This is a genomic window from Alteromonas sp. ABH4_453, assembly GCF_056160665.1.
The window spans coordinates 292,478-316,854 of sequence record NZ_JBSWXP010000003.1; the positions used below are offsets into that span (position 1 = coordinate 292,478).

At 44.4% G+C, this 24,377-nt stretch carries 16 protein-coding genes; 7 read left to right on the top strand and 9 right to left on the bottom strand.

Annotated features, from left to right (window positions below):
• Positions 1-129: 129 nt before the first annotated feature.
• The 6 genes from ACXAGV_RS07655 to ACXAGV_RS07680 form a co-directional block, all read right to left on the bottom strand.
• The gene (locus tag ACXAGV_RS07655; RefSeq protein WP_474872921.1) at positions 130-1,026 is read right to left on the bottom strand and encodes a hydroxymethylglutaryl-CoA lyase; all 897 of its coding nucleotides are present in this window, start codon (positions 1,024-1,026) and stop codon (positions 130-132) included.
• A gap of 4 nt (positions 1,027-1,030) precedes the next feature.
• A complete protein-coding gene (locus ACXAGV_RS07660; RefSeq protein ID WP_474872739.1) occupies positions 1,031-3,049 on the bottom strand; it encodes an acetyl/propionyl/methylcrotonyl-CoA carboxylase subunit alpha in 2,019 nt (672 codons plus the stop codon).
• Positions 3,039-3,839, bottom strand: a complete 801-nt coding sequence (locus tag ACXAGV_RS07665) for an enoyl-CoA hydratase/isomerase family protein (RefSeq protein ID WP_474872740.1) — start codon at positions 3,837-3,839, stop codon at positions 3,039-3,041. The genes ACXAGV_RS07660 and ACXAGV_RS07665 overlap by 11 nt, the downstream gene beginning before the upstream one ends.
• An 11-nt stretch (positions 3,840-3,850) precedes the next feature.
• Positions 3,851-5,458, bottom strand: a complete 1,608-nt coding sequence (locus tag ACXAGV_RS07670) for a carboxyl transferase domain-containing protein (protein ID WP_474872741.1) — start codon at positions 5,456-5,458, stop codon at positions 3,851-3,853.
• Between the two features lie 255 nt (positions 5,459-5,713).
• Positions 5,714-6,883: an isovaleryl-CoA dehydrogenase gene (locus tag ACXAGV_RS07675; protein ID WP_474872742.1), complete on the bottom strand. Its 1,170-nt coding sequence runs from the start codon at positions 6,881-6,883 to the stop codon at positions 5,714-5,716.
• Positions 6,880-7,287, bottom strand: coding sequence for a MerR family transcriptional regulator (locus ACXAGV_RS07680; protein ID WP_474872743.1), 408 nt, complete (start codon positions 7,285-7,287; stop codon positions 6,880-6,882). The genes ACXAGV_RS07675 and ACXAGV_RS07680 overlap by 4 nt, the downstream gene beginning before the upstream one ends.
• Positions 7,288-7,640: 353 nt before the next feature.
• Between ACXAGV_RS07680 and ACXAGV_RS07685 the strand changes: the two genes are divergently transcribed.
• The 4 genes from ACXAGV_RS07685 (at position 7,641) to ACXAGV_RS07700 (ending at position 12,797) form a co-directional block, all read left to right on the top strand.
• Positions 7,641-8,816 carry a thiolase family protein gene (locus tag ACXAGV_RS07685; protein ID WP_474872744.1) on the top strand — a complete coding sequence of 392 codons (1,176 nt, stop codon included), beginning with the start codon at positions 7,641-7,643 and terminating at the stop codon, positions 8,814-8,816.
• A 93-nt stretch (positions 8,817-8,909) separates the two neighbouring features.
• Entirely contained in the window at positions 8,910-10,031 is a 1,122-nt protein-coding gene (locus ACXAGV_RS07690; RefSeq protein ID WP_474872745.1) for an alpha/beta hydrolase family protein, read from the top strand.
• Positions 10,021-11,256, top strand: a complete 1,236-nt coding sequence (kynU, locus tag ACXAGV_RS07695; protein WP_474872746.1) for a kynureninase — start codon at positions 10,021-10,023, stop codon at positions 11,254-11,256. Before ACXAGV_RS07690 ends, kynU begins: the two co-directional genes overlap by 11 nt.
• 104 nt (positions 11,257-11,360) lie before the next feature.
• Entirely contained in the window at positions 11,361-12,797 is a 1,437-nt protein-coding gene (locus ACXAGV_RS07700; protein WP_474872747.1) for a diguanylate cyclase, read from the top strand.
• 76 nt (positions 12,798-12,873) lie between these two features.
• Here the strand turns inward: ACXAGV_RS07700 and ACXAGV_RS07705 are convergent, their stop codons facing one another.
• Positions 12,874-14,529, bottom strand: a complete 1,656-nt coding sequence (locus ACXAGV_RS07705) for a FapA family protein (protein WP_474872748.1) — start codon at positions 14,527-14,529, stop codon at positions 12,874-12,876.
• Positions 14,530-14,654: 125 nt separating this feature from the next.
• Positions 14,655-16,085, bottom strand: a complete 1,431-nt coding sequence (gene sbcB / locus ACXAGV_RS07710) for an exodeoxyribonuclease I (protein WP_474872749.1) — start codon at positions 16,083-16,085, stop codon at positions 14,655-14,657.
• Between the two features lie 232 nt (positions 16,086-16,317).
• Here sbcB and ACXAGV_RS07715 point away from each other — a divergent pair, with 232 nt between their 5' ends.
• The 3 genes from ACXAGV_RS07715 to ACXAGV_RS07725 all read left to right on the top strand — a co-directional run bounded on the left by ACXAGV_RS07715 (position 16,318) and on the right by ACXAGV_RS07725 (position 21,874).
• Positions 16,318-20,085, top strand: a complete 3,768-nt coding sequence (locus ACXAGV_RS07715; RefSeq protein ID WP_474872750.1) for an ATP-binding protein — start codon at positions 16,318-16,320, stop codon at positions 20,083-20,085.
• 123 nt (positions 20,086-20,208) lie between these two features.
• Positions 20,209-21,273, top strand: coding sequence for an isoaspartyl peptidase/L-asparaginase family protein (locus tag ACXAGV_RS07720; RefSeq protein WP_474872751.1), 1,065 nt, complete (start codon positions 20,209-20,211; stop codon positions 21,271-21,273).
• Between the two features lie 181 nt (positions 21,274-21,454).
• Positions 21,455-21,874, top strand: coding sequence for a CBS domain-containing protein (locus tag ACXAGV_RS07725; RefSeq protein ID WP_474807327.1), 420 nt, complete (start codon positions 21,455-21,457; stop codon positions 21,872-21,874).
• A 246-nt stretch (positions 21,875-22,120) separates the two neighbouring features.
• Here the strand turns inward: ACXAGV_RS07725 and ACXAGV_RS07730 are convergent, their stop codons facing one another.
• Positions 22,121-24,370 (bottom strand): phytase, encoded by a 2,250-nt coding sequence (locus ACXAGV_RS07730; protein WP_474872752.1) that lies wholly within the window; start codon positions 24,368-24,370, stop codon positions 22,121-22,123.
• Positions 24,371-24,377: the final 7 nt, after the last annotated feature.

Genomic DNA, 24,377 nt, shown 5'->3' on the forward strand with positions numbered 1-24,377 from the left:
GTTACAAAGACACCCCAAATATCAGCAACGTATATACTTAGTGAGGTGTTGCATAGACACCCAATACATCAGAGACATATATGCTTAATATGGGTGTCTACGTAATAAAGGAGGTTAAATAAAAAATGACTATTTAGTTAAAAGCGCATTGGCTGCTTTCGATACGGGTGAGCGCCCTAAAACTTCAGATATATATGAAGTTGCCGAAAGCAATTTTTCAATACTCACCCCAGTTGTGATACCCATACCGTTGAGCATATAAACAACATCTTCAGTGGCTACATTTCCACTTGCTCCTTTGGCATACGGGCAGCCTCCGAGGCCAGCGACAGCTGAATCTATAGTAGCTACACCGTACCCCAAAGCTGTATATAAATTTACTAACGCTTGTCCATATGTATCATGGAAATGGGCGGCAACTTTGTTGACATTAATCTCTTTCAATACGTCATCTAATAGCAATCTTGTAGACATTGGTGTGCCTACGCCGATAGTATCGCCAAGGGATACCTCGTAACACCCCATGTCAATGAGTTCCTTACTTACCTGTGTTACGGCGCTAGGTGAAATTTCACCTTCGTAAGGACACCCCATTACGCATGAAACATAGCCCCTCACTTTGATTTTGTTTTCGCTTGCCAGGTCAAAGACAGCCTCGAAACGCTTTAAGCTCTCGCTTATAGAGCAGTTAATGTTCTTTTGTGAAAAGGATTCAGAAGCCGCACCAAATACTGCAACCTCTTTCGCTCCCGCATCAATAGCTGCTTCTAAGCCTTTAAGATTGGGTGTCAATGCAGAATAATGAATCTTGTCTTCGGGGCTAAGCGCCCTAAAAACTGCATCCGAGTTCGCCATTTGGGGCACCCATTTGGGAGAAACAAAGCTTCCTGCTTCGATACGATTAAGGCCAGTCAGTGAAAGAAGTCTTATAAGTTCAATTTTTTGGTCAGCGTTTAACGCTTCTTTTTCATTTTGAAGGCCGTCTCGGGGGCCAACTTCAACAATACTTACTGCATTTGGAAACATCACTTTAGCCCTCTGAAGTTTCTTTCGCTGAAAATGCTAAAAGTGTGGCGCCACCGTCAACTAACTCACCAGGGTTGAAAAAGAACTCTTCCACTGCACCATCGTGCGGGGCGATGATGCTGTGCTCCATTTTCATCGCTTCCATGACCAGTATAGGCTCGCCTTTTCTGACCAACACACCCTTTTCGACCAAATGTGCCACTATAGTTCCGTTCATCGGGGCACTGAAGTTAGCATCATCAGCATCGCCACTATCATCACCTAGCGATGCTGAGATTATGTTGAATGTAGCATGGGTGTCTTTGTTAAAAAGAGTGAACGTATCGTTGTTGTTTGAAAACGTGAATGTTGATTTGTAGCCATCAATCGTTGCTTGCAAATTATTGTCTACAAGTTTTCCGTCTACGTTATAAGTATTGTCGTCTACAGACACCTCCCAAACATCTTCACTTCCGGTACGCTGGTGTTTAACCTCAATATGCACTTCTTCTTGGTTGCAAAGCAAGATGAGAGTTTCTGTATGATTTGCATTAGCCCGCCACGCACCTGCAGTTGACCACACCGCTGGGGTCTTATTACTTCCTGAAGCCTTTCTATTTAAAAGCGAAAGCAATGCCATTGCAGGAATGTTAGTGTGGATGTCATTGCTAGTTTCATCGTTAGCGGTTGCACTAAACAACGAGTCATGGTGTTTCTCCACAAACGTAGTTGTAAGCTCAGCGCTAACGAACGCAGGGTGTGTAACGACACGCTTTAAGAAGTCGATGTTTGTGCTTACACCGTCAATATAGTAGTCACCCAATGCACTAATTAGGCGCTTGAGCGCTATCTCACGGTTCTCTCCCCAAACCACAAGCTTGGCAATCATAGGGTCGTAAAAAACGCTTACCTCATCACCTTCAATAACGCCGGTATCAACGCGAACTACGTCGTTTTCTTTTGGCGTACGTAAAAGGCACAGCGTGCCGGTAGAAGGCAGAAACTCGTTGTTTGGATCTTCAGCATAAATGCGCGCTTCGAATGCGTGTCCTGTTAACGTGAGTTCATTTTGTTGTTTAGGAAGGGGCTTTCCTTCGGCAATAGTCAATTGCCAGTGAACCAAATCCTCACGGGTAATCATTTCGGTGACAGGGTGTTCAACTTGCAAGCGCGTATTCATTTCCATGAAGTAAAATGAACCGTCTTCATCAAGTAAAAACTCAACCGTTCCCGCACCTACGTAGTTAATGGCTTTCGCTGCGAGTATCGCCGCTTCACCCATTTTTTCTCTCACTGACTGAGACATATTGGGGGCAGGGGCTTCTTCGATAATCTTTTGGTGTCGGCGTTGAACCGAACAATCACGTTCAAAAAGGTACACGCCGTTGCCATGGGTGTCACAGAAAACTTGAATTTCAACGTGACGAGGACGCGTGAGGTACTTTTCAACCAGCATGTGGTCGTCACCAAAGCTCGCCATAGATTCACGTTTAGCTGCGTTTAATGCTTGAGAAAACTCTTTTTCACTCCAAACTTGGCGCATGCCTTTACCGCCACCGCCAGCAGCGGCTTTTAGAAGGACTGGGTATCCCATTTCATCGGCAGCGCCTTTTAATATCGCTTCACTTTGATCGTCGCCATGATAGCCTGGAACTAAAGGAACACCTGCTTTTTCCATAATGTGTTTAGCGGCAGACTTAGACCCCATCGCTTCAATTGCAGATGCTGGTGGGCCTACAAAGATAATATTGTTTTTGGCGCATAGATTCGCAAACTCAGCATTTTCCGAGAGAAAGCCGTAGCCTGGGTGGATAGCGTTTACACCAAGCTCCTTTGCTTTTTCAATGATCAACTCGCCTCGTAAATAACTTTCCTTCGACGGAGATGGCCCTAGATAAACAGCTTCATCAGCCATTTGTACATGAAGGGCATTTTTGTCGGCGTCAGAGTAAACGGCTACCGTCTTTACACCTTGAGTGTTGGCTGTCTTTATAACGCGGCATGCAATTTCACCACGGTTTGCAATTAGTAATTTATTTATCATTCTTAACCTCCACCCATGAAGCACTGCGCTTTTCTAAAAAGGCTGACAGACCTTCTTGACCTTCTATAGATGTCCTAACTTGTGCGATAAGTTTGCTTGTCTTTGTGAGAAGGGCATCGTTAATCTCTTGCGTAGACACCCATTGCACTAAGTCTTTTGCTTTCGCCACTGCTTGGGGGCCGTTTTTCAGTATGTTTGATAAAATATTGTCGATAGTGCTATCGAGTTCGTCTTCTGTTACTGATTCGCTCAAAAGTCCAAGTCGTCTTGCTCTGCGCGCAGAAAATACTTCAGCGGACTGGAAGTAGCGTCGGCATACTCGTGCGCCCATAGCTTCAACAACGTAAGGGCTGATGGTTGCCGGAATAAGGCCAATTTTAACTTCACTTAAGCAAAATTTACTGAGCTTGCTTCCAATAGCAATATCGCAACATGCAATTAAACCAACAGCACCGCCAAAAGCTGCGCCTTGTACTCTTGCTATCGTGGGCTTCGGCATTTTATAAAGCGTCTGCAGCATGGTGGCTAATGCAAGTGCATCACTTTCATTTTGCGCTTCGGTATAACTGGCCATTTTTTTCATCCAGTTAAGATCGGCCCCTGCACTGAAACTTTTGCCTTCCGCTCGTAAAATTAGAGCGCGAACGTTTGCGTCTTCACCCGCTTTTTTAAAAACGCGAGTAAGCTCGTTTATCATTTCGTCGTCAAAGGCATTATGTTTTTCAGCTCTGTTTAAAGTAACAGTGGCAATGTTTCTTTCATCTACGCTGTAAATCACTGATTGTTCCATTTCCAGCACTCCTACATTCTAAATATGCCAAATTGGGTGTCTTCGATAGGCTTGTTAAGCGCCGCTGAAAGCGATAGGCCAAGCACTAATCGCGTATCCGCTGGGTCAATAACGCCATCATCCCAAAGCCTTGCAGACGCATAGTATGGATGTCCTTGTTTTTCGTACGTATCGATAACAGGTTGTTTAAATGCCTTTTCTTCTTCTTCCGACCATGACTCGCCTGAGCGCTCTTTTTGGTCGCGCTTAACCTGGGCGAGTACGCCAGCAGCTTGTTCACCACCCATTACAGAGATTCGAGCGTTTGGCCACATGAAAAGGAAGCGTGGGTCATAGGCTCGGCCACACATGCCATAGTTACCTGCACCGAAACTGCCGCCGATAAGCACTGTGAGCTTTGGCACATTCGCACATGCAACAGCGGTTACCATTTTTGCGCCGTGTTTTGCGATACCGCCGTGCTCGTATCGCTTACCGACCATAAAGCCTGTGATGTTTTGCAAAAACACGAGAGGTATTTTTCGCATGGCGCATAGTTCGACAAAATGCGCACCTTTAAGTGCGCTTTCACCGAAAAGTATGCCGTTGTTAGCCACAATGCCTACAGGGAAACCGAAAATGCGTGCAAAACCACAAACTAATGTTGTGCCGTAAAGGGGTTTGAACTCATCAAAGTCTGAATCATCCACAATACGCGCAATGATTTCTCTTACATCGTATGTCTGACGACTATCAGCAGGCACAATACCGTAAATCTCTTTGGTGTCGTAGCGTGGTGGTTTTACCTCTGCCACGTCCAGACCTTCTGGCTTCTTCCTGTTTAGTCTGGAGACAGCATTACGCGCCAATGAAAGCGCGTGGTGGTCGTTGTTAGCAAGATGGTCGGCAACGCCTGAAATTCGAGTATGAACGTCACCGCCGCCAAGCTCTTCTGCGGTAACCACTTCACCTGTTGCTGCTTTAACAAGCGGTGGGCCGCCTAGGAAAATAGTCGCTTGTTCTTTTACAATAATGCTTTCATCAGCCATAGCGGGAACATAAGCACCACCAGCTGTACAGGAACCCATTACTACCGCAATTTGAGGGATATTCTTAGCAGACATATTCGCTTGATTAAAAAAGATGCGGCCAAAGTGCTCTCTGTCTGGGAATACATCATCTTGGCGAGGTAAGTTAGCACCACCTGAATCTACTAGATAGATACAAGGCAGGTTATTTTGCTCTGCAATTGTTTGCGCTCTAAGGTGTTTTTTTACGGTTAAAGGGTAGTAAGTACCGCCCTTAACGGTGGCATCATTAGCTACAATCATACACTCGATGCCAGCAACAATACCTATACCGGCAACAACGCCTGCACAAGGTACGTAGTCTTCGTAGACTTCCCATGCTGCCAGTTGGCCTATTTCTAGGAAAGGCGTGTCTGGGTCAATCAGTGCATTGATTCGGTCGCGCGGTAGTAGCTTACCTCGAGACACGTGGCGCTCAGCTGCTTTTTCTCCACCACCTTGGCAAATTTGTTCGATTTTTTCGAGGAGATCATTTACCTGAGCCTGCATGTGTTCGGCATTTGCGATAAATGTTTCAGATTTCGTATTTATACTTGAGCGAAGAACGGGCATAACCCCTCCTTGTGTTGGGCCTATGCGACGGCTGTCGCGTTAGCCACTAGTTAGCAAGATGATTGGCAAGACACCCATGCTTAGCGCCTTCGCTGCGGTGGGTGTCTTTGCAATTCATTAGCCTATTAATAAAGTTCAGCTTTTCTAAATCTACTTAAAATAGAGTAGGGTGGGTGTCTTTATAACTTCTATGACTCAAAGAGCGCCTAGCCTTTCTTGACGCAAACGAAGTTATCTTTCACCCATAACTACTTATTATTTAGATTCGTTAAATAGCTCGCGGCCTATAAGCATTCGGCGAATTTCAGACGTTCCGGCGCCAATTTCATATAGCTTGGCGTCACGTAATAGGCGACCTGTTGGGTATTCGTTGATATAACCATTACCACCTAACAGCTGAATGGCATCTAACGCCATTTTGGTTGCCAGTTCTGCTGAGTAAAGAATCGCGCCAGCAGCATCTTTTCGCGTTGTTTCACCGCGATCGCATGACTGTGCAACGGTGTAAACATACGCGCGTGCAGCATTCATTTGCGTGTACATGTCAGCTACTTTCCCTTGTACTAGCTGGAATTGACCAATTGATTGGCCAAATTGCTGACGGTCGTGAATGTAAGGTACTACGATATCCATGCACGACTGCATGATGCCTAGCGGGCCACCGGATAAAACAAGGCGCTCGTAATCAAGGCCGCTCATAAGTACGCGAACGCCTTCACCTTCGTTGCCTAGAATATTCTCTGCAGGTACTTCACAATCTTCGAAAACTAATTCACAGGTATTAGATGAGCGCATACCCAGTTTGTCGAGTTTCTGTGCGCGGCTGAAGCCAGGGAAGTCACGCTCTACGATAAAAGCTGTGATCCCTCTTGGCCCTGCGTTAGGGTCAGTCTTAGCGTAGATAACAAAAGTGTGTGCATCAGGACCGTTCGTGATCCACATCTTGTTACCGTTAAGGATGTATTTGTCGCCACGTTTTTCAGCCTTCAGCTTCATGCTAACAACGTCTGAGCCTGCATTAGGCTCACTCATCGCCAATGCACCAATATGTTCACCGCTTACTAATCTAGGCAGGTACTTTTCACGCTGGGCATCACTACCATTTTTAAAGATTTGGTTAACACAAAGATTCGAATGTGCGCCATAGCTCAATCCAATACCACCTGACGCGCGGCTCACTTCTTCCATTGCGATAGTGTGCGCAAGGTAGCCCATATCAGAGCCACCATATTGCTCTGAAACAGTAACGCCCAACAGGCCCATATCGCCAAGCTTTGTCCACAATTGGTTTGGGAATTGGTTATCTGCATCTGCTTGTTCAGCAAGAGGAGCAATCTCATTTTGTGCAAATTGATAGACCTGATCACGTAACATCTCGATGTCTTCGCCAAGTCCAAAATTTAAAGTAGGGTAGGAGGTGTTCATGCGATATTTCCTCGTTTAAGTTCTGCGAGTTCTTCACGGCAACGTGCTTCAACATCATCTAGTTCAGACATTAGCATCTGGATATCTTCTAGCTGCTGTTTCAGCACTGCTCTTTTCTGTTCAGTCATTTCAAGCATGGCTTCTAACTGAATGGCCGAATTGGGGTTAGTGTCGTACATGTCGAACAGAGTCTTGACTTCAGCAAGGGAAAATCCCAGCCGTTTTCCTCGCAAGATCAGCTTTAAGCGCACTCTATCTTTGTTCAGATAAACGCGATTTTGTCCCGTTCTTGACGGTGACATTAGTCCTTGTTCTTCGTAAAAACGAATTGAACGGGGAGTAATGTCAAACTCTCGAGCGAGTTCGCCTATGGCATATGTTGTTTCGTCGTCGTACTTGCTCATTACACGTACCTTGTATTTCAGCGCTGTCTTAACACCTCTGTTTTAACGTGGGTGTCTTTGTAATTAAATTATCTGTAGTTCGGTGGGTGTCTTTGCTTTAACACTATTGTCTTACGGTAGGTGTTTTTACATACCGTGAGATTAAAACGTAGTGTTTGGTTGACACATACTTTGTACAGGTTTACGTTAACGTTAATTACATTTTACGTTAAGGTAAAGTAACATTTTACTAACGTCAATTTTTCATGGTGAAGGTAAGGCGTTGTAGCTGTTAGGGGTGTTTACTTTTGTATACATCTACGTAGTTTTCTTCACTTAACTCTATAATTTAAATGAATTTTAAGGGCACGGTTATGAGTAACGAATCAGTAGTTATTGTCGCGGCTAAACGCACACCAATGGGTGGTTTCAACGGAAATTTGTCTTCGCTTACTGCGACCAAACTTGGAGAAGTTGCGATTAAATCAGCCTGTGAAGAGATGGATGTCTCTGTAATTGATGAAGTCATAATGGGATGTGTATTACCTGCTGGTCTTGGTCAATCTCCTGCGCGTCAAGCTTCACTGGGTGCGGGGCTTCCATTAAGCGCTGGTGTGACAACTATCAACAAAGTATGCGGTTCGGGCTTAAAAGCGGTAATGATGGCGCACGACTTGATAAAAGCGGGCAGTGCTACGGCAGTCGTGGCAGGTGGAATGGAAAGCATGAGTAATGCACCATACATGTTGCCTAAAGCTAGAACAGGATATCGTATGGGGCACGGTCAAGTGCTTGATCATATGATGCTAGATGGTCTGGAAAATGCCTATGACGGCAAAGCAATGGGCTGCTTCGCGCAGGACACTGCTGATGAAGAAAATATTTCTCGCGGCGAAATGGATGAGTTTGCTCTAAGCTCGCTTTCCAAGGCACACGAAGCAATAAACAGCGGAACTTTCGTCGATGAAATAGTACCTGTTACGGTTTCTTCTCGTAAGGGCGATACTGTTGTTGATACCGATGAAGGCCCAGGTTCGGCTCGCCCTGAAAAAATTCCAACACTAAGAGCGGCTTTCAAAAAAGACGGTACGGTCACGGCTGCTAACTCAAGCTCAATCTCTGACGGAGCAGCGGCACTGGTTGTAATGAGCGAAAACAAAGCAAATGAACTTGGTCTAGCACCACTTGCGCGCGTTGTTGCTCACGCTACAAATTCTATTGAACCTGAAAACTTCACCGTTGCACCTGTTGGCGCTATGAAAAAAGTGCTGGATAAAGCAGGTTGGACGAAAGAAGAAGTCGATCTTTTTGAAATTAACGAAGCATTCGCCATGGTAACTATGTTGGCAGTCAAGAAACTTGGACTAGATGAAAGTAAAGTAAACGTAAAAGGCGGCGCTTGTGCATTGGGTCACCCAATTGGAGCCTCTGGTGCACGCATTTTGGTAACGCTTCTACACGCACTGAAACAACGCGGCGGTCGAAAAGGTATCGCATCTTTATGTATTGGCGGTGGTGAGGGTGTAGCACTTGCCGTTGAGATGCTCTAGCTTGAAACAATCGTAAACATGTCAAAAAATTAATCATAGAGTGCCATCACATCGTTGGTACTCTATGGTTTAATGAAAATAAAACTGACTAATATGAAATTGCTCCTCAATCCAATCCGTATAACCTTATTAACGGCGCTCATTACTTTTGCACCTGTAACTTATACTCACGCGACGCCAATACAGAAAGCGGATATCAATTTAAGTTACAAAGACACCCACGTTAATAAATTGGGTTCTGGCTCGAATGACACCCATTCAAACTCAACATCGATTACTCACGCTCACGCTGCTTCTACGGTTGATGTCTTTCAAACAGCTTTAAATTACAAGGACACCCACGTTAATCAACGGAAGTCGCCCTTGAATCGTTCTTCCAGTGACACCCACGCCTACATCCATCCAAACCAAGATCCGAATGCAAACTCACACTTCCTAACTCAGGTTTCATATTCTGCGTTGGGTGTCTTGCCAACGAGGGAGCATGATTCGCAGTTCAGTTATGGTGAAGACCCGCTTCAGACAGTGTATGTGTGGCATGGCCGCAATGGTGTTCAAAGTAGGATTGCTGGGGACGCCATAATTTTTGTGCATGGCGGATGCTGGCTAAACGCATATGGATACGACCATGCTAAAGGGTTTTATAACGCGTTGTCGGAGTTAGGGATGGGTGTCTTTGCAATAGAATACCGGCGTGTTGGCGATGAGGGAGGTGGCTGGCCTGGTAGTCTGAATGATGTAACAACAGCAGTGAAAGCATCGCTAGAAAAAATAGTTACGGCAGATGATTACCGCAATATTTTTGTGGTAGGTCACTCTGCAGGTGGCCATCTTGGCTTGCTCGCTGCACAGCAACTATCGCGCAGTGATTTAGGTAAAAGCATCAAGCAAGTGATAGGGCTTGCCGCTATTACGAATGTGAAAAGTTATGCACTTGGAGAAAATAGCTGTCAGACCGCTACGCCTCAATTTATGCAGGGCTTACCCTCTGAGAAGGAACACGAGTACCAACTGGCCACGCCAGTAGCTACTGATATTCAACCTTCAGTCACCTTACTGCAAGGTAACGAAGATAGCATTGTTCCCGAACACCACGCTACAATACCCGGCGCAAAAAATAGAATAATAAAAAACGGTGGGCATTTTGACTGGCTCCACCCCGACTCATCATCCTTTGATGCTTTACTTGAGGTTTTAGGTGAACATGATAAATAAGGTTTTTACTGCCAAGCAACTTGATGAAAAAGATCCACTTTCTTGTAAAGCGGATGCCTTTTTACTGCCAGAAAATACGATATATCTTGACGGTAATTCACTGGGGCCATTGCCAAAAAACGCAGAAAAGCGGGCGAGTGAAGTGGTCAAAATGCAGTGGGGTGAAAGCCTTATTACAAGCTGGAATAAACATCAGTGGATCTCATTACCGCAACAGGTGGGTGACAAAATAGGTACGCTCGTCGGTGCGAAGCAAGGGCAAGTGATATGTTGCGACTCTATTTCTATTAACCTTTTTAAGGTACTTAGCGCTGCTTTGAGAATGCACCCCGAGAGAAAAGTGATCGCGACAACAAGGGATAATTTCCCCACCGATATTTATATGGTGCAAGGTTTGCTGGATTTACTGGGCGATGATTACAGTATTCGATATGTGGATGAAAGCAATATTAGCGCTCAGCTGACCGATGATATTGCGGTACTAATGTTAACTCAGGTCAATTTTAGAAGTGGCTTTAAGCTTGATATGAAAGCTATTACTGAGCAAGCGCAAAGTAAGGGGATTCTGACACTGTGGGATTTGGCCCATAGTGCTGGGGCATTCCCCGTGTACCTGGATGACTGTAATGTAGACTTTGCTGTAGGCTGCACCTATAAGTACTTAAATGGAGGCCCTGGTGCTCCAGCTTTCATTTATGTTGCTCGTCGCCATCAGGCTAGGTACAAACAGCCGTTATCTGGTTGGATGGGCCACAACTCGCCATTTTCTTTTTTTCCGGACTACACACCTGATACCTCTGTTAAACAAAACCTGTGCGGAACGCCGGGTATTATCGGAATGAGCATCTTAGATGCAGCACTTGATGTGTTCGATGATGTGTCACTAAAGACTATTGATGAAAAGTCGAAAAAACTACAGGCATTTTTCATAGCTGAGGCTAAAAGGGCGAGTCTTCTAGAGGAACTCAAAGTTGTAAGCCCGCCGCTGGATAACAGAGGAAGCCAAATTGCTTTTGTACATGAGGACGCCTATGCCATTTGCCAAGCATGGATTGCAGAAGGTGTTATTGCCGATTTTCGTGCACCTAATATTCTTCGCATTGGCTTTGCGCCGTTGTACTTGAGTTTTGCTGATATTGAAAAAGCCGTTATGTCATTGGCAGCAATTATTAAAGAAAAACGATATGATCAGGCTGTATTCAAGCAGCGACAGAGTGTTACGTAGACAAAGAATGAGGTAATAAGCGAATTTATTGCTTTTTTTGAGTTTACCCTTAATACTTCGCGGTTGATTTGTTGTTGATCTATTTACATTTTTTGGGTGTGCAGTTGAAAAAAATAAGAAAAAATCTGCTTAACACAGTAGTGTTACTGGTAACCACTTTTTTTAGTACGCTTTCACAGTCGGAATTTCAGGAACCAGCAGCCTCTCAAAAAACAAACGAAGTAACCTATTGTATCGACCCGAACTGGGCGCCTTATGAAGCGATAAGAAATGGGATTCACGTTGGTATTTCAGCCCAATACATGCAGCTTATCGCTGAACTTGCCGACCTTAAGTTTACGCTCGTCCCAACACAAAGCTGGCAAGAAAGCTTAGAGTTTATTCAACAAGGCAAATGCCAGGTTATTCCTATGTTGAACACGTCCGACTACCGCAAGCAGTTCTTAGATTTTAGTATGCCGTATTTCGAAGCGCCCAACGTGCTTGTTGCCCGTGCAGGTATGCCAATGTTACAAGGTTATTCCGGCATTGGTAACCGCACAGTTGGGATAGTGCAGGGATATCGTCAGGTCGAGTATATTTCGCGCTATTACCCTGGTCTGCGACTAAAGCTAATCCCTTCTGAAGAAGAAGGGTTAAAGCAACTAGTAAGCGGTGAATTTGATGTGATGGTAGGCTCCCTGATGAGCGTGAACATGCACATTAACAATTTGGAACTCGAAGATTTGGACATCGTAGGTTACGCTGAGCCTTTTGACTCTCTAGCATTTGGTATCAACAAGTCTTACAGCTACTTGGTAGACAAGCTAAACACAGCAATAGAACGCATTCCAGAGACGCGAAAAGTAGAAATTTATAAACAATGGAATAATGTGCAAATTCGATACAGCCGCAATTATACCGTAATGATACTGAGCTCTATCATTGTATTGATGGGGCTGCTATGGCTAATTTCGAGAAACCGTCATGTTGGTGGGTACAAGCGCATAATTCAGCAAAAGAATGAGGAAATAAGCGCGCTTCAAGCTAATTTGCTGGAAAAAAACAAAACATTAGGTTTTCTTTCGGCACACGACAATATTACTGGGTTGTACAATCGTAATCATATGATCCAACGTGCGGAAGAAGAGATTTCACGTTTCCATCGTTTCCATACTACTGCAACCTTAATCGCTATCGATTTAACGCCGGTTGATGAAGGTTTATATACGCACGACCCGACTATTCGAGAAGAAGCGTTAAAAGCGGTAGCCCAAAACTGCCTTGATACGGTACGAGAGGTGGATGTTGTATCTCGATTCGATGGGGAGCAGTTTGTGGTGCTTTGCCCCCAGACCCAATTAGATTCAGCAAACATCCTCGCAGACAGGCTACTTGAATGCCTAATTGCGCATTTCCTTTTAGGGGAAAAATTCAATGTTGCTATTGGTATGTCTGAATTGCGAGACGCAGAAGAGTTTCCCGATTGGCTGGAGCGCACCATTAAAGCCTTGTTTCAATCTAAGCGACAAGGCTATGGCAACGTGAGCATTGCTCAGTAGGAAATAAGAATTAAATGACGTGATTAAAATCGAAAGGAGCTTAGCTTTAAAAGGTTAAATTAAAGCTAAGCGCTAACTAAATAATTGGCTCATAATGCCACTGATGAGAGTCATAATGAATTTTAGCGCGGTCATATTCCCTTTCAGAACGCCAGTTTCTGTTATTTAACTTGGCAGAAACACCAGGGTAGAGCCTTTTATTAGCAATAAGCTTGATATCCGCTTGATAGTGCTCTTTCGCTGCCTTTACATCATTCGCTTTGTTTTCCAACCACTCAAGCAATGCACTTTCGTTGTTAAAAAGCTCAAGGGCTTCAGCGGCTTTACGCTGCAGCTCTTTAGGTATTTTTTTCCCTTGAATTAAATCAATCTTCTCTTTGTGTTTTAAGTTGTTTTCGCGAATTTGTCTTAATAGTTCGTCAAGCGAGTCTTTACGCTCTAATAACTGATTAAAACCAGGGCTGAAATCCACTTTTAAAGTACTGCCAGAAACGGCGCCTAGGGTACCCGCTTCAACACGGTCTTGGCTCATAATGTCACAAGCAAATAAATTTCCCATAGGCTTATCAATTTGCCCCACAATTACCGCTCCGCCACAGCGCAGGCGGCTGTATGCAAGTTGTCTTCCGACAGTAATATTGCCAGAGCACTGGATATCGATACCTTGCCCGTGCTGAACGTGAATACTTCCCGCTGCCACCAGTCTGCACTGGAAATCACCTTGCTTATCATTCACCTTTCCCATGGCGCCTTCAGTGATAATAATATCGCCACCAGATTCAATGTAAGCCGATTCAACAAAGCCGTTTATTGTGACATCACCCGCTGCTTTAATTTGCATTTTCTCGGTAACATCGCCATTGACTAATACAGCACCCTCATAGTTTACGTGCCCTGTACCGACGTTTACGCCGTTACAGATAAAGGTGTCATCAATATTCATAACTTGATCGCGGTATTTTGGCATTCCTGAAATTGACGACATTAATAGGTTTGCGTCGCTGTCAGACACCACCGTGCCTGTCCCCATTTTGAAATCTATCCATTCTCCTTGAACAGCAGGAAGCGTGTTTCCTTTCACATCAAAGCCTGTACGGCCCTTTGTCGGTGGTGTACGGCGCAGAACAGGCGTGTTTACCTTCACGCAAATGACTTCGCCCAGGTTGCGCATATCAACCCGTTCACCTTCGTTAGTTTGGGGCCTAAGCACCCGTTCTAGCGCGTTGGGGACAAGTGGAACAAATTTGGAATTTTTGCCATTTCTAGCGGGAAGGCCTTTGGCAATGGTTTCTTCTAAAACTGTACCGGGCGCTTCATTTCTAGCTGCATTCAGCATGGCCTCTATTTTTTTAGTGCTGACACCACGAACAACTCTGTTTTTAACGGCTAGCGACTTTACTGTTGCAAGGGAAGGGAGCTTACCGCCGTATGGCGTGGTAAGAACTAAATTTGCCATCATGCCGTCTTCAGGCAAACGAAATTCAATTTCTGCATTTTTTCGTTCGCCTATGCGTTCCTGAACCACGGTACCATCACCCGTTTTAAAGTAATGGTTGGCCGTTTCACAGGCTGATTTTAACGCTTTTTCTGACACATACAGACGCTTGGTTTCGCCACTTTCCAACTGTTGTCTAACATCACGGATATCCACCTCTGATGCAAATTCAGAAGGATTGAGCATAATGTTTATATAGGTTCTTGATTTGTCGAAGCTTATTGTAACGCCATTCATGACTACTTATTCCCTTGCGCACGTGTATTGTTATTATCGGCGGAGGTCATCAATTCCTTGACTACGTTTTATCCTTTACCGCCTTAGTTCAACTATCATTAATTTATGATGTTATAAAACCTCCGTCAAAGGTTTTTAGCATACTGATACAGTGCGCGCAGTATAGCCTGCTTGTCGGGGTTGTCGCTGTGCTCGTGAGCTAACGCTTCAAGCCTCATCATGTAGTTTTCTAATGTAATCGAGCCGCCAAATGCGGAGTCCGTTAGTCGAGCCTGACGGTGATATTGCCACTTTGTCATCTCGTCAGCGGTAAGAGTATTAGGGTAGTTGCGCGCGCGGTAACGAAACAGTTGTTTGCGCAACCTTTCGTGCTGGGTTTCATCGCCCAAGGTGGCAAGGTCGTCAGGCGCAGCATCAATAACACGCTCACACCAACGTCTATCTTCATCATTCAAGAAACCACCACTATACAAGGCATGGTCTACGTCAAGCTCTGTATTGTTGGGCTCTTCGTCGTACACATTCACAAGTTTAGCCGCGAGTTCGTTAGTGCTTGCGAGTGTTTTGTAATTGTCTAGGCAACGTTCACGATCAAGACCTAACCTAGCGGCGTTTTCCTCAGTCATTGCTTTGGCTGTGGTAAGAAAAGGGGAGCGATTAATGTGGATAAGTTTAAGACCAGGTCGTTCTTTAGTATCTGAATACGTATCCGCTGGCGCGTAAAGCGCCTGTCTTATTTCTTCGGCTGAGTCGTTTATTAAGCTGTCGATATCATGCGACAAGTCTATAGCAATGATGGCATTTGAATTGGTAGGGTGCTTTGCGATGGGCATCACCCAGGTACAGCAACCCTGTGATGCCGGTAATTTCGATGATATATGCAGAAGTACTGAGGGTTTGCTCAAGTCAATTTGCTGCATCACCGTGTGTTTATTGCGAAGCGAAAGTGCGTAATCAAATAAACGAGGTTGCTTTTCTTTGATAAGCTTTGCCAAAGCGATGGTTGCATAGACATCGCTCAGCGCATCGTGAGCATTTTCGTGGCCGATGTTATTAGCTGCAGTGAGCGATTCTAATTTGAAGCTAGGCGTACCATCTTCTCGTTCTGGCCAATTGATTCCTTCCGGTCTAAGCGCATAACACGCTCTTGCTACATCAATAATATCCCAGCGGCTGTTCCCGTTTCGCCACTCTCGTGAATAGGGGTCGTAAAAATTACGGTAAAACAAATAGCGCGACACTTCATCGTCAAAGCGAATACTGTTAAATCCTACACTACAAGTGTTTGGTGTAGACATCTCTTGGTAAATTCGCGCTGCAAAATCCGCTTCGTTTGACCCATCTCTTATGGTTTGCTGTGGCGTAATGCCGGTAACCAAACATGCCTCTGGGTGAGGTAGATAATCATTAGCAATGGCGCTCATAATGTTGATGGGCTTTCCAACAACATTTAAATCCATATCTGTTCTGACCGCGGCAAATTGGCAGGGGAGATCTTTTTGTGGGCTGGTGCCAAATGTTTCAAAATCGTGCCACAAAAATGTAGGTGCGTGCATAACCACCATTGCTTATTAGTAAAACCTTGCACGCAGTGTACACCGCGATAATTTTAATACCAAATGCTGTTGGTTTTGTGCCCAATAATTCAACCGTTTGAAAGGCCAGAGTGACGTTGTAACTTACGGTTTTATTGTTTGTTTTTATATGAAATTTTTAAACTGTAAACTTGCGAAACAAACCATCTCTGACTAGTTTTAGGTTATTACAAGTTATACGGAAATTATTGGCTTGTCAGTCCTTCCATCTAAACCTACGTTTAACGAAGCTAAAAGTACCTTTATATTGGCTACTGTGCTTGCTACCTTACTGATTGTGTTGGTTGTTAGTTTGTTTGAAAGCAGTATAAAAGCGACGGCGGAGAGTCAGGCGTTTGAGGCCTTAGAGAAAAGCGCATTAAGCGTGGAAAATGTCGCCGAAACTCAGCTAGTCAAACATCTCAACGCCCTTAATTTTTTGCACCAAACGCCGCCGATAAGCGGAATAGTTAGAGCCACACAGAACAATAAGTTAGACCCTAAAGATGGCACTACGCTTGATCAGTGGAAGCACCGCTTAGAAACTATATTCGTTGCTTTTATCGAAAATAACAGCGAAATCGATCAGTTAAGAGTCATTAAGGCTGATGAAGAAGGGAACGAGTTCTTAAGGGTCGAGCGCGAAGGCGGGAGTGTTTTAATCGCCAGCAACACTGACTTACAGACAAAAGCAACACGAAATTATTTCATTGAAAGCGCCAAAAGTAATAAAGGACAATTTTACATATCTGATATCAACTTGAATCGGGAATATGGAAGATTAGAATACCCCTACAAAAGCGTCATTCGGCTTTCCTTACCAATCTTTAGTGAAAGTGGCGAGCGTTACGGAATGTTAATTATGAACGTTAACGCGCAGTACATGCTTTCTCAAATGACCCAATCCTTAACGAGCAACCAGTCGCTCTATGTCACTGACCGTGATGGTTATTTTGTAGTACATCCCGATAGCCAAAAATCCTTTTCTAAAGACTTAAACCCGTCTGTAACATGGCAAAGCGAATTCTCAGTATCTCAATTCAACGGGCGCGGCAAGATTACCTCCAAAAATGAAAGCCAGGGCGTAAATTACGCTGTTTCAAGGGCGTTCACGCTAGGTGCGCAAGGTCAGGGCTCAGGCTTTTACTTACACATACTACTACCGCAATCTCAAGTGAGTGCGCTGATAAATGAAAAGCGGCTGAGCGTTTACAGCGTGATTGGTGTCATATCAATTATCTTTGTAAGCATTCTGCTTTTTGTATATCGCAGTAATAAAAAGAATATTGAGCTAGCCAAAGTGCGTGGCGAATCAGCTGCTATTGTGGATATTTCAAAAGATGCCATTTTTAGTGTGGACTCTACGGGTATTGTCAAAAGTTGGAACAAAGCTGCGGAGTCACTTTTCGGGATCCCCTCCCAAATAATCCTCAATCAGCATTATTCATCTTTCGAACCACTATCCTTATCTGGGTTAGAGGATGAGCTTGTTAAAGGTGGCAAGCAAGTTACTTTCACCTCTCATTATGTCGATGATGATAAAAATGAGCATTCACTATTGATAACTACCTCAACGATATGGGGAGAGCATTCACAGTTTTCTGGCGTAGCTGTAGTAATTAGAGACATTACGGATGAACAAAAAGCGAAAGATGCCATTGAGCGAGTCAACTTAAAGCTTGAAGAGAAAGTGGTAAGTAGAACGAAAGAGTTGGTTGAGGCAACACAAGAAGCGCGTAAAGCAAGTAAGGTAAAGAGTTCATTCATTTCTAATATCAGTCATGAAATGCGCACGCCCCTGAACGGGGTAGTTGGCTCTTTAGCTTTATTAAAACGCCAACCGCTTAACGAAAAGGCTGAGCAGTTAGTTTCCATGATGGAAATCAGCTGTAACAACTTAAACGTGCTTATAAACGATGTACTAGACCTTTCTAAAATAGAGGCGGGTAAGTTGGAAATTAACCAGCAACGTTTTGAACTACTCTCTCTTATCGAGTCTATCGCCAAAGTGTTCGCTATTAAGGCGGCAGGTAAAGGCCTAGAGTTGCTGGTGGATACCTCAGAAGTACCAAGGATAGAAGTTCACTCAGATCCTCACAGAATTAACCAAGTATTGAGTAATCTACTTAACAATGCGATTAAGTTTACCAAAACAGGGCACGTCAAACTCTCGCTTTTTCTAAGCGAACCGGCGTCTGAGGTTCACCAGTTACATTTCAGCATTGAAGATACAGGTGTTGGAATAGCGAAAGACAATCAGCCCAAGCTTTTTTCTGCGTTCACGCAGGCTGATGCCTCAGTGGCTACACAATACGGGGGTACAGGGCTAGGACTATCTATTTGCAAGCAGTTATGCCAATTATTAGGTGGGGATATTACCTTTGAGTCGGAGTTAGGAAAGGGGAGTAAGTTTTCGTTTTATATTTCCCTTCCCGATACTGCATTAGATAAGCCAGCAGATTCTGACCAAGTTGGCCAGGAAGAAAAGTCACTACTTAATAAGGTTAAAGTTGGCGTTTCATCTGCTTACTTACCGCTACAAACGCATATTTGCAAACTTGCTGCATATGTAGGTGCTACTCCTGAAGTCTTAGATGGGCCCGCTAGTGCTATACAGTGGCAAGATTACAATGTAATTTTACTTGATGAATCCAGCGTTTTAATTGGTGAAATAGACAGAGAATGGGAGCGAAGTGAAAAGGGCGGAAAGGATAGCAAAATGCCCGTGGTTTATATTCTTCAAAAGCTAGAGGGGGCACCCTATGAGTTTACGCATTTGACGCCTCTGTACCTACCCAAACCCCTTTTCCGCTCTACGTTTATAACGGTAAAGCAAGGACTAGATGTTGTTAAATATGGTGGCTTGACTAAAAAAGTCACCACTGAAGAAAGCCATAGTAGTGCATCAGAAGCCGAAAATTGGGCTGAAGACCAAATTAAATCGCACATTTCAATTGAAAATACTCGCTTACTTATCGTTGATGACAACCTGATAAATAGGGAAGTGGCTAAGGGCGTACTAGAGTACTTACCTTGTAAATTATATACCTGCGCAGACGGAGAAGAGGTGGTTGCTTTTCTGCGTAAATGCGATGAAAAAGGGCGTCGTATTCATAGTATTTTAATGGATTGCCAAATGCCTAAAATGAATGGTTACGAGGCGACTCGTGCTATTCGAGAGGGAAAAGCTGGTGCAATGCATGCCGATGTTCCCATTATAGCCATGACGGCAAACGCTATGCTGGGCGAGAAGGAAAAATGCTTAGAAGCAGGGATGGACGACTTTGCCACTAAACCGGTTATTGCAGATGTAGTAATCCCAAAAGTCAGGCAGTGGCTCGTTAATCAAGTTACCAAGGTGGCTGGCACCGAGCTTGAAAATTCAGATATTGATTCCCAAAGCGCTGAACGCAACAACACTTCTTATTCAGAACCCGCCGATAAAACAAGTAATAGTGCGTCGTTGCCCCCCTTAGTAGACAGCCTGCTTGGCGCTATTGATAGAGATTTAGCGTACAGTACAGAGTGTATGCGCTCAATAGACGATTCACAGGAACACAATGCTAGTGATGATGTTCTTGTTCACTCTGAGGCTACCGACGCATTAGGTAAGCCGGAGGTTATTTCTAACGAGCAGGCGAATACAGTAAGTGACGGCTGTTGGGAAAAAGAGAACGCTATAGCACGAATTATGGGTGATAAAGCTTTGTTCTCTCGGGTTTGTGAGCTCTATTCTCAAAGCGCACCTGAAAAATTTAAACTTTTACAAAGGGCTGTAGAGCACCAAGACTTTTCACAAATACAAATTCTGTCGCTTAAACTCAAAGGAATGTCTGCTGATATTGGTGCCGTGCAGCTGAGAAAAGATTTTGAATCACTTTGGGAGTTATCAAAAGTAGCTGATTGGGAGAAAGTAAAGGCGTTGCTTCCATCTATCGGCGACGATCTTAATACCTTTTTAGAACTTCTTGAAGTAGCCTAGATTATCATCTTTTAGTGTGTCATCTTAATTCGCTATAAATACGATAATCACATCGCTCGTTTGTGTTGGTTTCATCTGCCACGGAGCAAAGCGGTGTTTTATAACTTTAAAGGAGTTAACCGTTTGAACCTTCCTCGCATTTTTCGTCAGTCCAATAAAGTTCAAAATACGTTATGTGTAATCAGTGCCTTAGTAGCTTCGCTAACGCTCGTTAGTGCTAACGCATCGGCGGCTGATACTCACCAAGAAAGCTCACGGGTTGCCATCGCTATTCATGGCGGAGCCGGCACTATTTTAAAGTCTTCGATGACGGCTGAAAAAGAGGCGGCGTATAAAAAGGTGTTAACCCAAGCAGTACAGCACGGTTATTCCTTGCTGCAAGACGGTGTCAAAGGTGAAGTCGCGGTGGTTGAAACCATTAAAATTCTTGAAAGCTCACCTTTGTTTAACGCCGGCATTGGTGCCGTGTATACCTTTGACGGAGAGCATGAACTAGACGCGTCTATTATGCATGGTGGAAGTAAAAACGCAGGTGCGGTTGCGGGTGTTAAGACAATTCGAAGCCCGATAGAGGCAGCGCTGTTGGTAATGAATGAATCTCCACACGTTATGCTTTCCGGTGAAGGCGCGGAAGACTATGCAAAACAAAGCGGCCTTGAGCAAGTGGACAATTCGGTTTTCGACACTGAGTTTCGCAAGCAGGCTCTAGATAAAGCGAAAGCCCGTATGGAGCAGGCTTCAAATGGTTATGGTTTACAGCAGGGCAATGAGCGCTTTGGAACCGTAGGGGCAGTGGTACTAGATGGCGAGGGCAACATTGTTGCCGGAACATCCACCGGCGGAATGACGGCTAAACGATATGGACGTATTGGTGATTCACCGGTGATTGGTGCTGGCACCTATGCCGACAATGCAAGCTGTGCGGTATCGGCTACTGGACATGGTGAATATTTTATTCGATACAATGTGGCAGCAGATATTTGCGCGCGGATGAAGTATCAGGGCTTAACGTTAAACGACGCTGCTAATACAGTGATTAACGACGTGTTAGTGAAAGCTGGTGGTGATGGCGGTGTAATTGCTATTGACGCAAAAGGTAATGTTGCAATGCCGTTTAATTCAGCGGGTATGTACCGCGCGAGCATTGATGTAAATGGCAATGTGAAAGTGGCAATTTACAGAGATTAACCACTGTAAAATCTATTTGTTGTTTTAATGTTAAATATGCTGGCTTGTAGGCAACGAAAGGTCTAATCTTAAAGTGTGGGGGAATGTTACTTTCACATGTGGTTAAAAATAATTGAAGTGCCGTAACGCCAAATAAGTCGCAGTATCGGTCACATTAGGCGCCACGGCTGGAGAATTGAAAATGGAATCGTTGCAAGTCAGTGATTATATGAATACTCACCCAGTGAAGCTTAATGTCGATATGCCCGTTGCGCAGGCTGTCGAAGCGTTGTTAGCCAGTGGGCAAAGTGGTGGACCAGTGCTTGACGTAAAGGGAAAGGTCGTGGGCTTTTTATCCGAGCAAGACTGTATCGCTCAAATGATAGCTTCAAGCTACTATCGCGAACAAATTTGTAGGGTCGGGGAAATCATGAAAACGCCGGTGGTTTCGGTTAAACCTTACATGTCTGTAATAGAGTTAGCGCAATTGCTGCTTAAAGAGAAGCCGCGGGTTTACCCGGTAGTAGATGATGATGGTGTGCTTTTAGGCTCAATTAACCGAACGGCCGTGCTTCGTGCCATTGACGTTCAATTAAATGATGGCTATCAGCGAGCAGGCTAGTTGATATTAGATTTTGCGCTGCCTATGTAAGCTTGTCTGCAAAACCTAAAGCTGTCTACAAAACCTAGGGCTGTCTGCAAAATCTAAGGTGGTATTTGCGATGTTTTAGCTAATGCAACCTTAAGCGCAATTAAGCTACAGCGATAAGTCAGCAAGTTTTGAGAGTAAAGGGAGAGGTTAAGCTTTAAACTTCCCCCTTTCTCTATTATCGACGTGGGTGTTGATGGTTACTCACACCATGTGCCTTTAACCTTGTCTGTTTACTAAATCTCTTATTGCGTTTTTTAGCGTCGTACCTGCGACAAGTTTAAAGTTTTGCTTTTGGCTTGGCATTACGTTTCGGCCATCTTGTACTACCCACAGTCCTTCAGTAAAAGCACCGCCAAGGTTGGCATTTGTTGCTTCTAGCCCGTCAGTTTCCGATACCCCGTCAATTTGTTTTGCCTTGTCAGCAGCAATTTGAACTAGCCCCATAAATGTTAACGTTTCAGGGTTTTCTTCATCTATATGATAGATGGCATAGCTGTTATTGCCCTGACTTGATGCAATGAGGTATTTCTTGTCATCAACGGTAAATAGTGCCAAGCCCTCTACATCAGCTTCAACGGGTGGTGTTATTGCTGAAATAAATGTAGGTGTATTATCAGTAGAGCTGATATCCAGCGCCCAGATGCCTGTGGCCTCTTCACCAAGGTAAGCGGTATTGGTGTGGGTGTCTACCACGCAGCCTTCAGGCTGTGAGGGAAGAGAGAAGCTCTGACTTAACTTTCCTTCAACTGCTTTGCCTTGGTTGATTGATAATTCATATCGCTCGAAGCGACCACTGGTATCGTTCGCAAAAACATGAGCTATACCGTTATTGGTAAAAAGACACATACCATAAATGTCGCTAAGCGTTGTTTTAATCTCACCTAAATGGGCGAGGTTACCGTTATGATCTATTTCCAAAACAGACAAGCTGTTATGTGTTCGGTTTGAAGCAACGGCAATATCAGTAAACTCATTTTTACTGCCGATGTTCACAGTGTTTACCGCAACCCGGTACCCAACATCAACGTTGTTGACTCTTCCTATCGGCAGGCTCTGAAGTTGCTTGCCGGTAAGATCGTAGGTATTCAATGCGCCTTTTTTGTCGGTGCCAACTATGCGACTGTCTGAAGGGGCCTGTGAGTTAACCCAAATAGCAGGGTCGTCAGCTGCATCACCATAGTTTTGCACAGGCTGAGTTTGCGCGAATGGTGAAACAGTGGCCACCTTATGTTGGGCAGAAGTATAGGAACCACTTTGAGTGTCATCGCCTTTTTTAGCAAGACACCCATCGTTAAGATATGCGGCGGCCAAACTAGCCGGCAGTTCTACAGAATAAACCCTGCCCGATGCATCATCATCTACTACCACAGAGATTCCTTGCCCTTCCTTATTTGCAAAAGTAGCTAACTGAATAAATTCAGGTTCTATGCTTTCTGCGGTCCCATCTTCATCGAGCATCAAAGTTACGAACTCAGCATGACATTGACTTTGAAGCCATACGCCGCTTTTATCTGGGCTTACCCAACCGACAAGACTGCTATTTGAACTTAGGGTTGTAGAGGGTAAGACGCTCACGCCTTCGACTGGTGTATCTGCGTCATGAAAGATAAGCGTTTTCTCTAACTCACTTTCTATATGGGCGTTAATCTTCCATACCCCGGCGAACTCATCCGCCAAATAGATGTTTTGCGTATCTAGGTCAACACTGCAACTTTTAATGCCAGGGCCTATGGCGAAACTGCGTAGCGATAAAAACTCATCATGGTGTAGTTCATATTGATTGAGGGTGCCTGTGGCATCCACATTGATAATGTGAGGGTGTCCTTGCGCACTCATTGCTGCGCAAATGGCCTCAGAGCCTTTGGCGGCTTGGCTAAGCAGCCGTTGCACTGTCAGGGTGTCAACAGATATGCGATATGCTTCAATATGTTGCGTGTTGTTATTAAACACTACCAAAGACACCCATTGTTTGTTCGTAGAGTTAGCTACTTCAGCGTGAGCAAACGTGTAGCTGCCTTCAATAAATTGAGTTTTACCTTGGCTGTTAGTAAGTGAAATGCCTTTATGCTCGTTTATTTGAAGGTCAATAACATGGGTGTCTTCGAAAGAATGACTTTTCTTTGACTGCGCTACTTTAAGCGTATGATTGCCATGGGGGTCATCGTAAGACGCTACTGGCATGGGTGTCTTTGTAAGCGCTGTGTTTTTTGTGCTGTTAGCATGGGTGTCTTTGTTAGCGTTAGCCTGGGTGTATTTATAAGTGTGATCATTGTTTTGGTAATAAAGCGTTTGCTCAAAACCTTTTTTAAGATGTGTAAGCGTAAGTACAGTGCCTGTAGGCTCGATTTGGTTTTTTGTGGCTGTTATATTTTGAGCTGCACAGCTAAAGAGTGTTGCTAGAGCACCGGTAAAAACGACGGTCTTTGCTACTGCTCGGTGTAGCCCTTTTGTTTTTTGGTTATCCATTGTCATC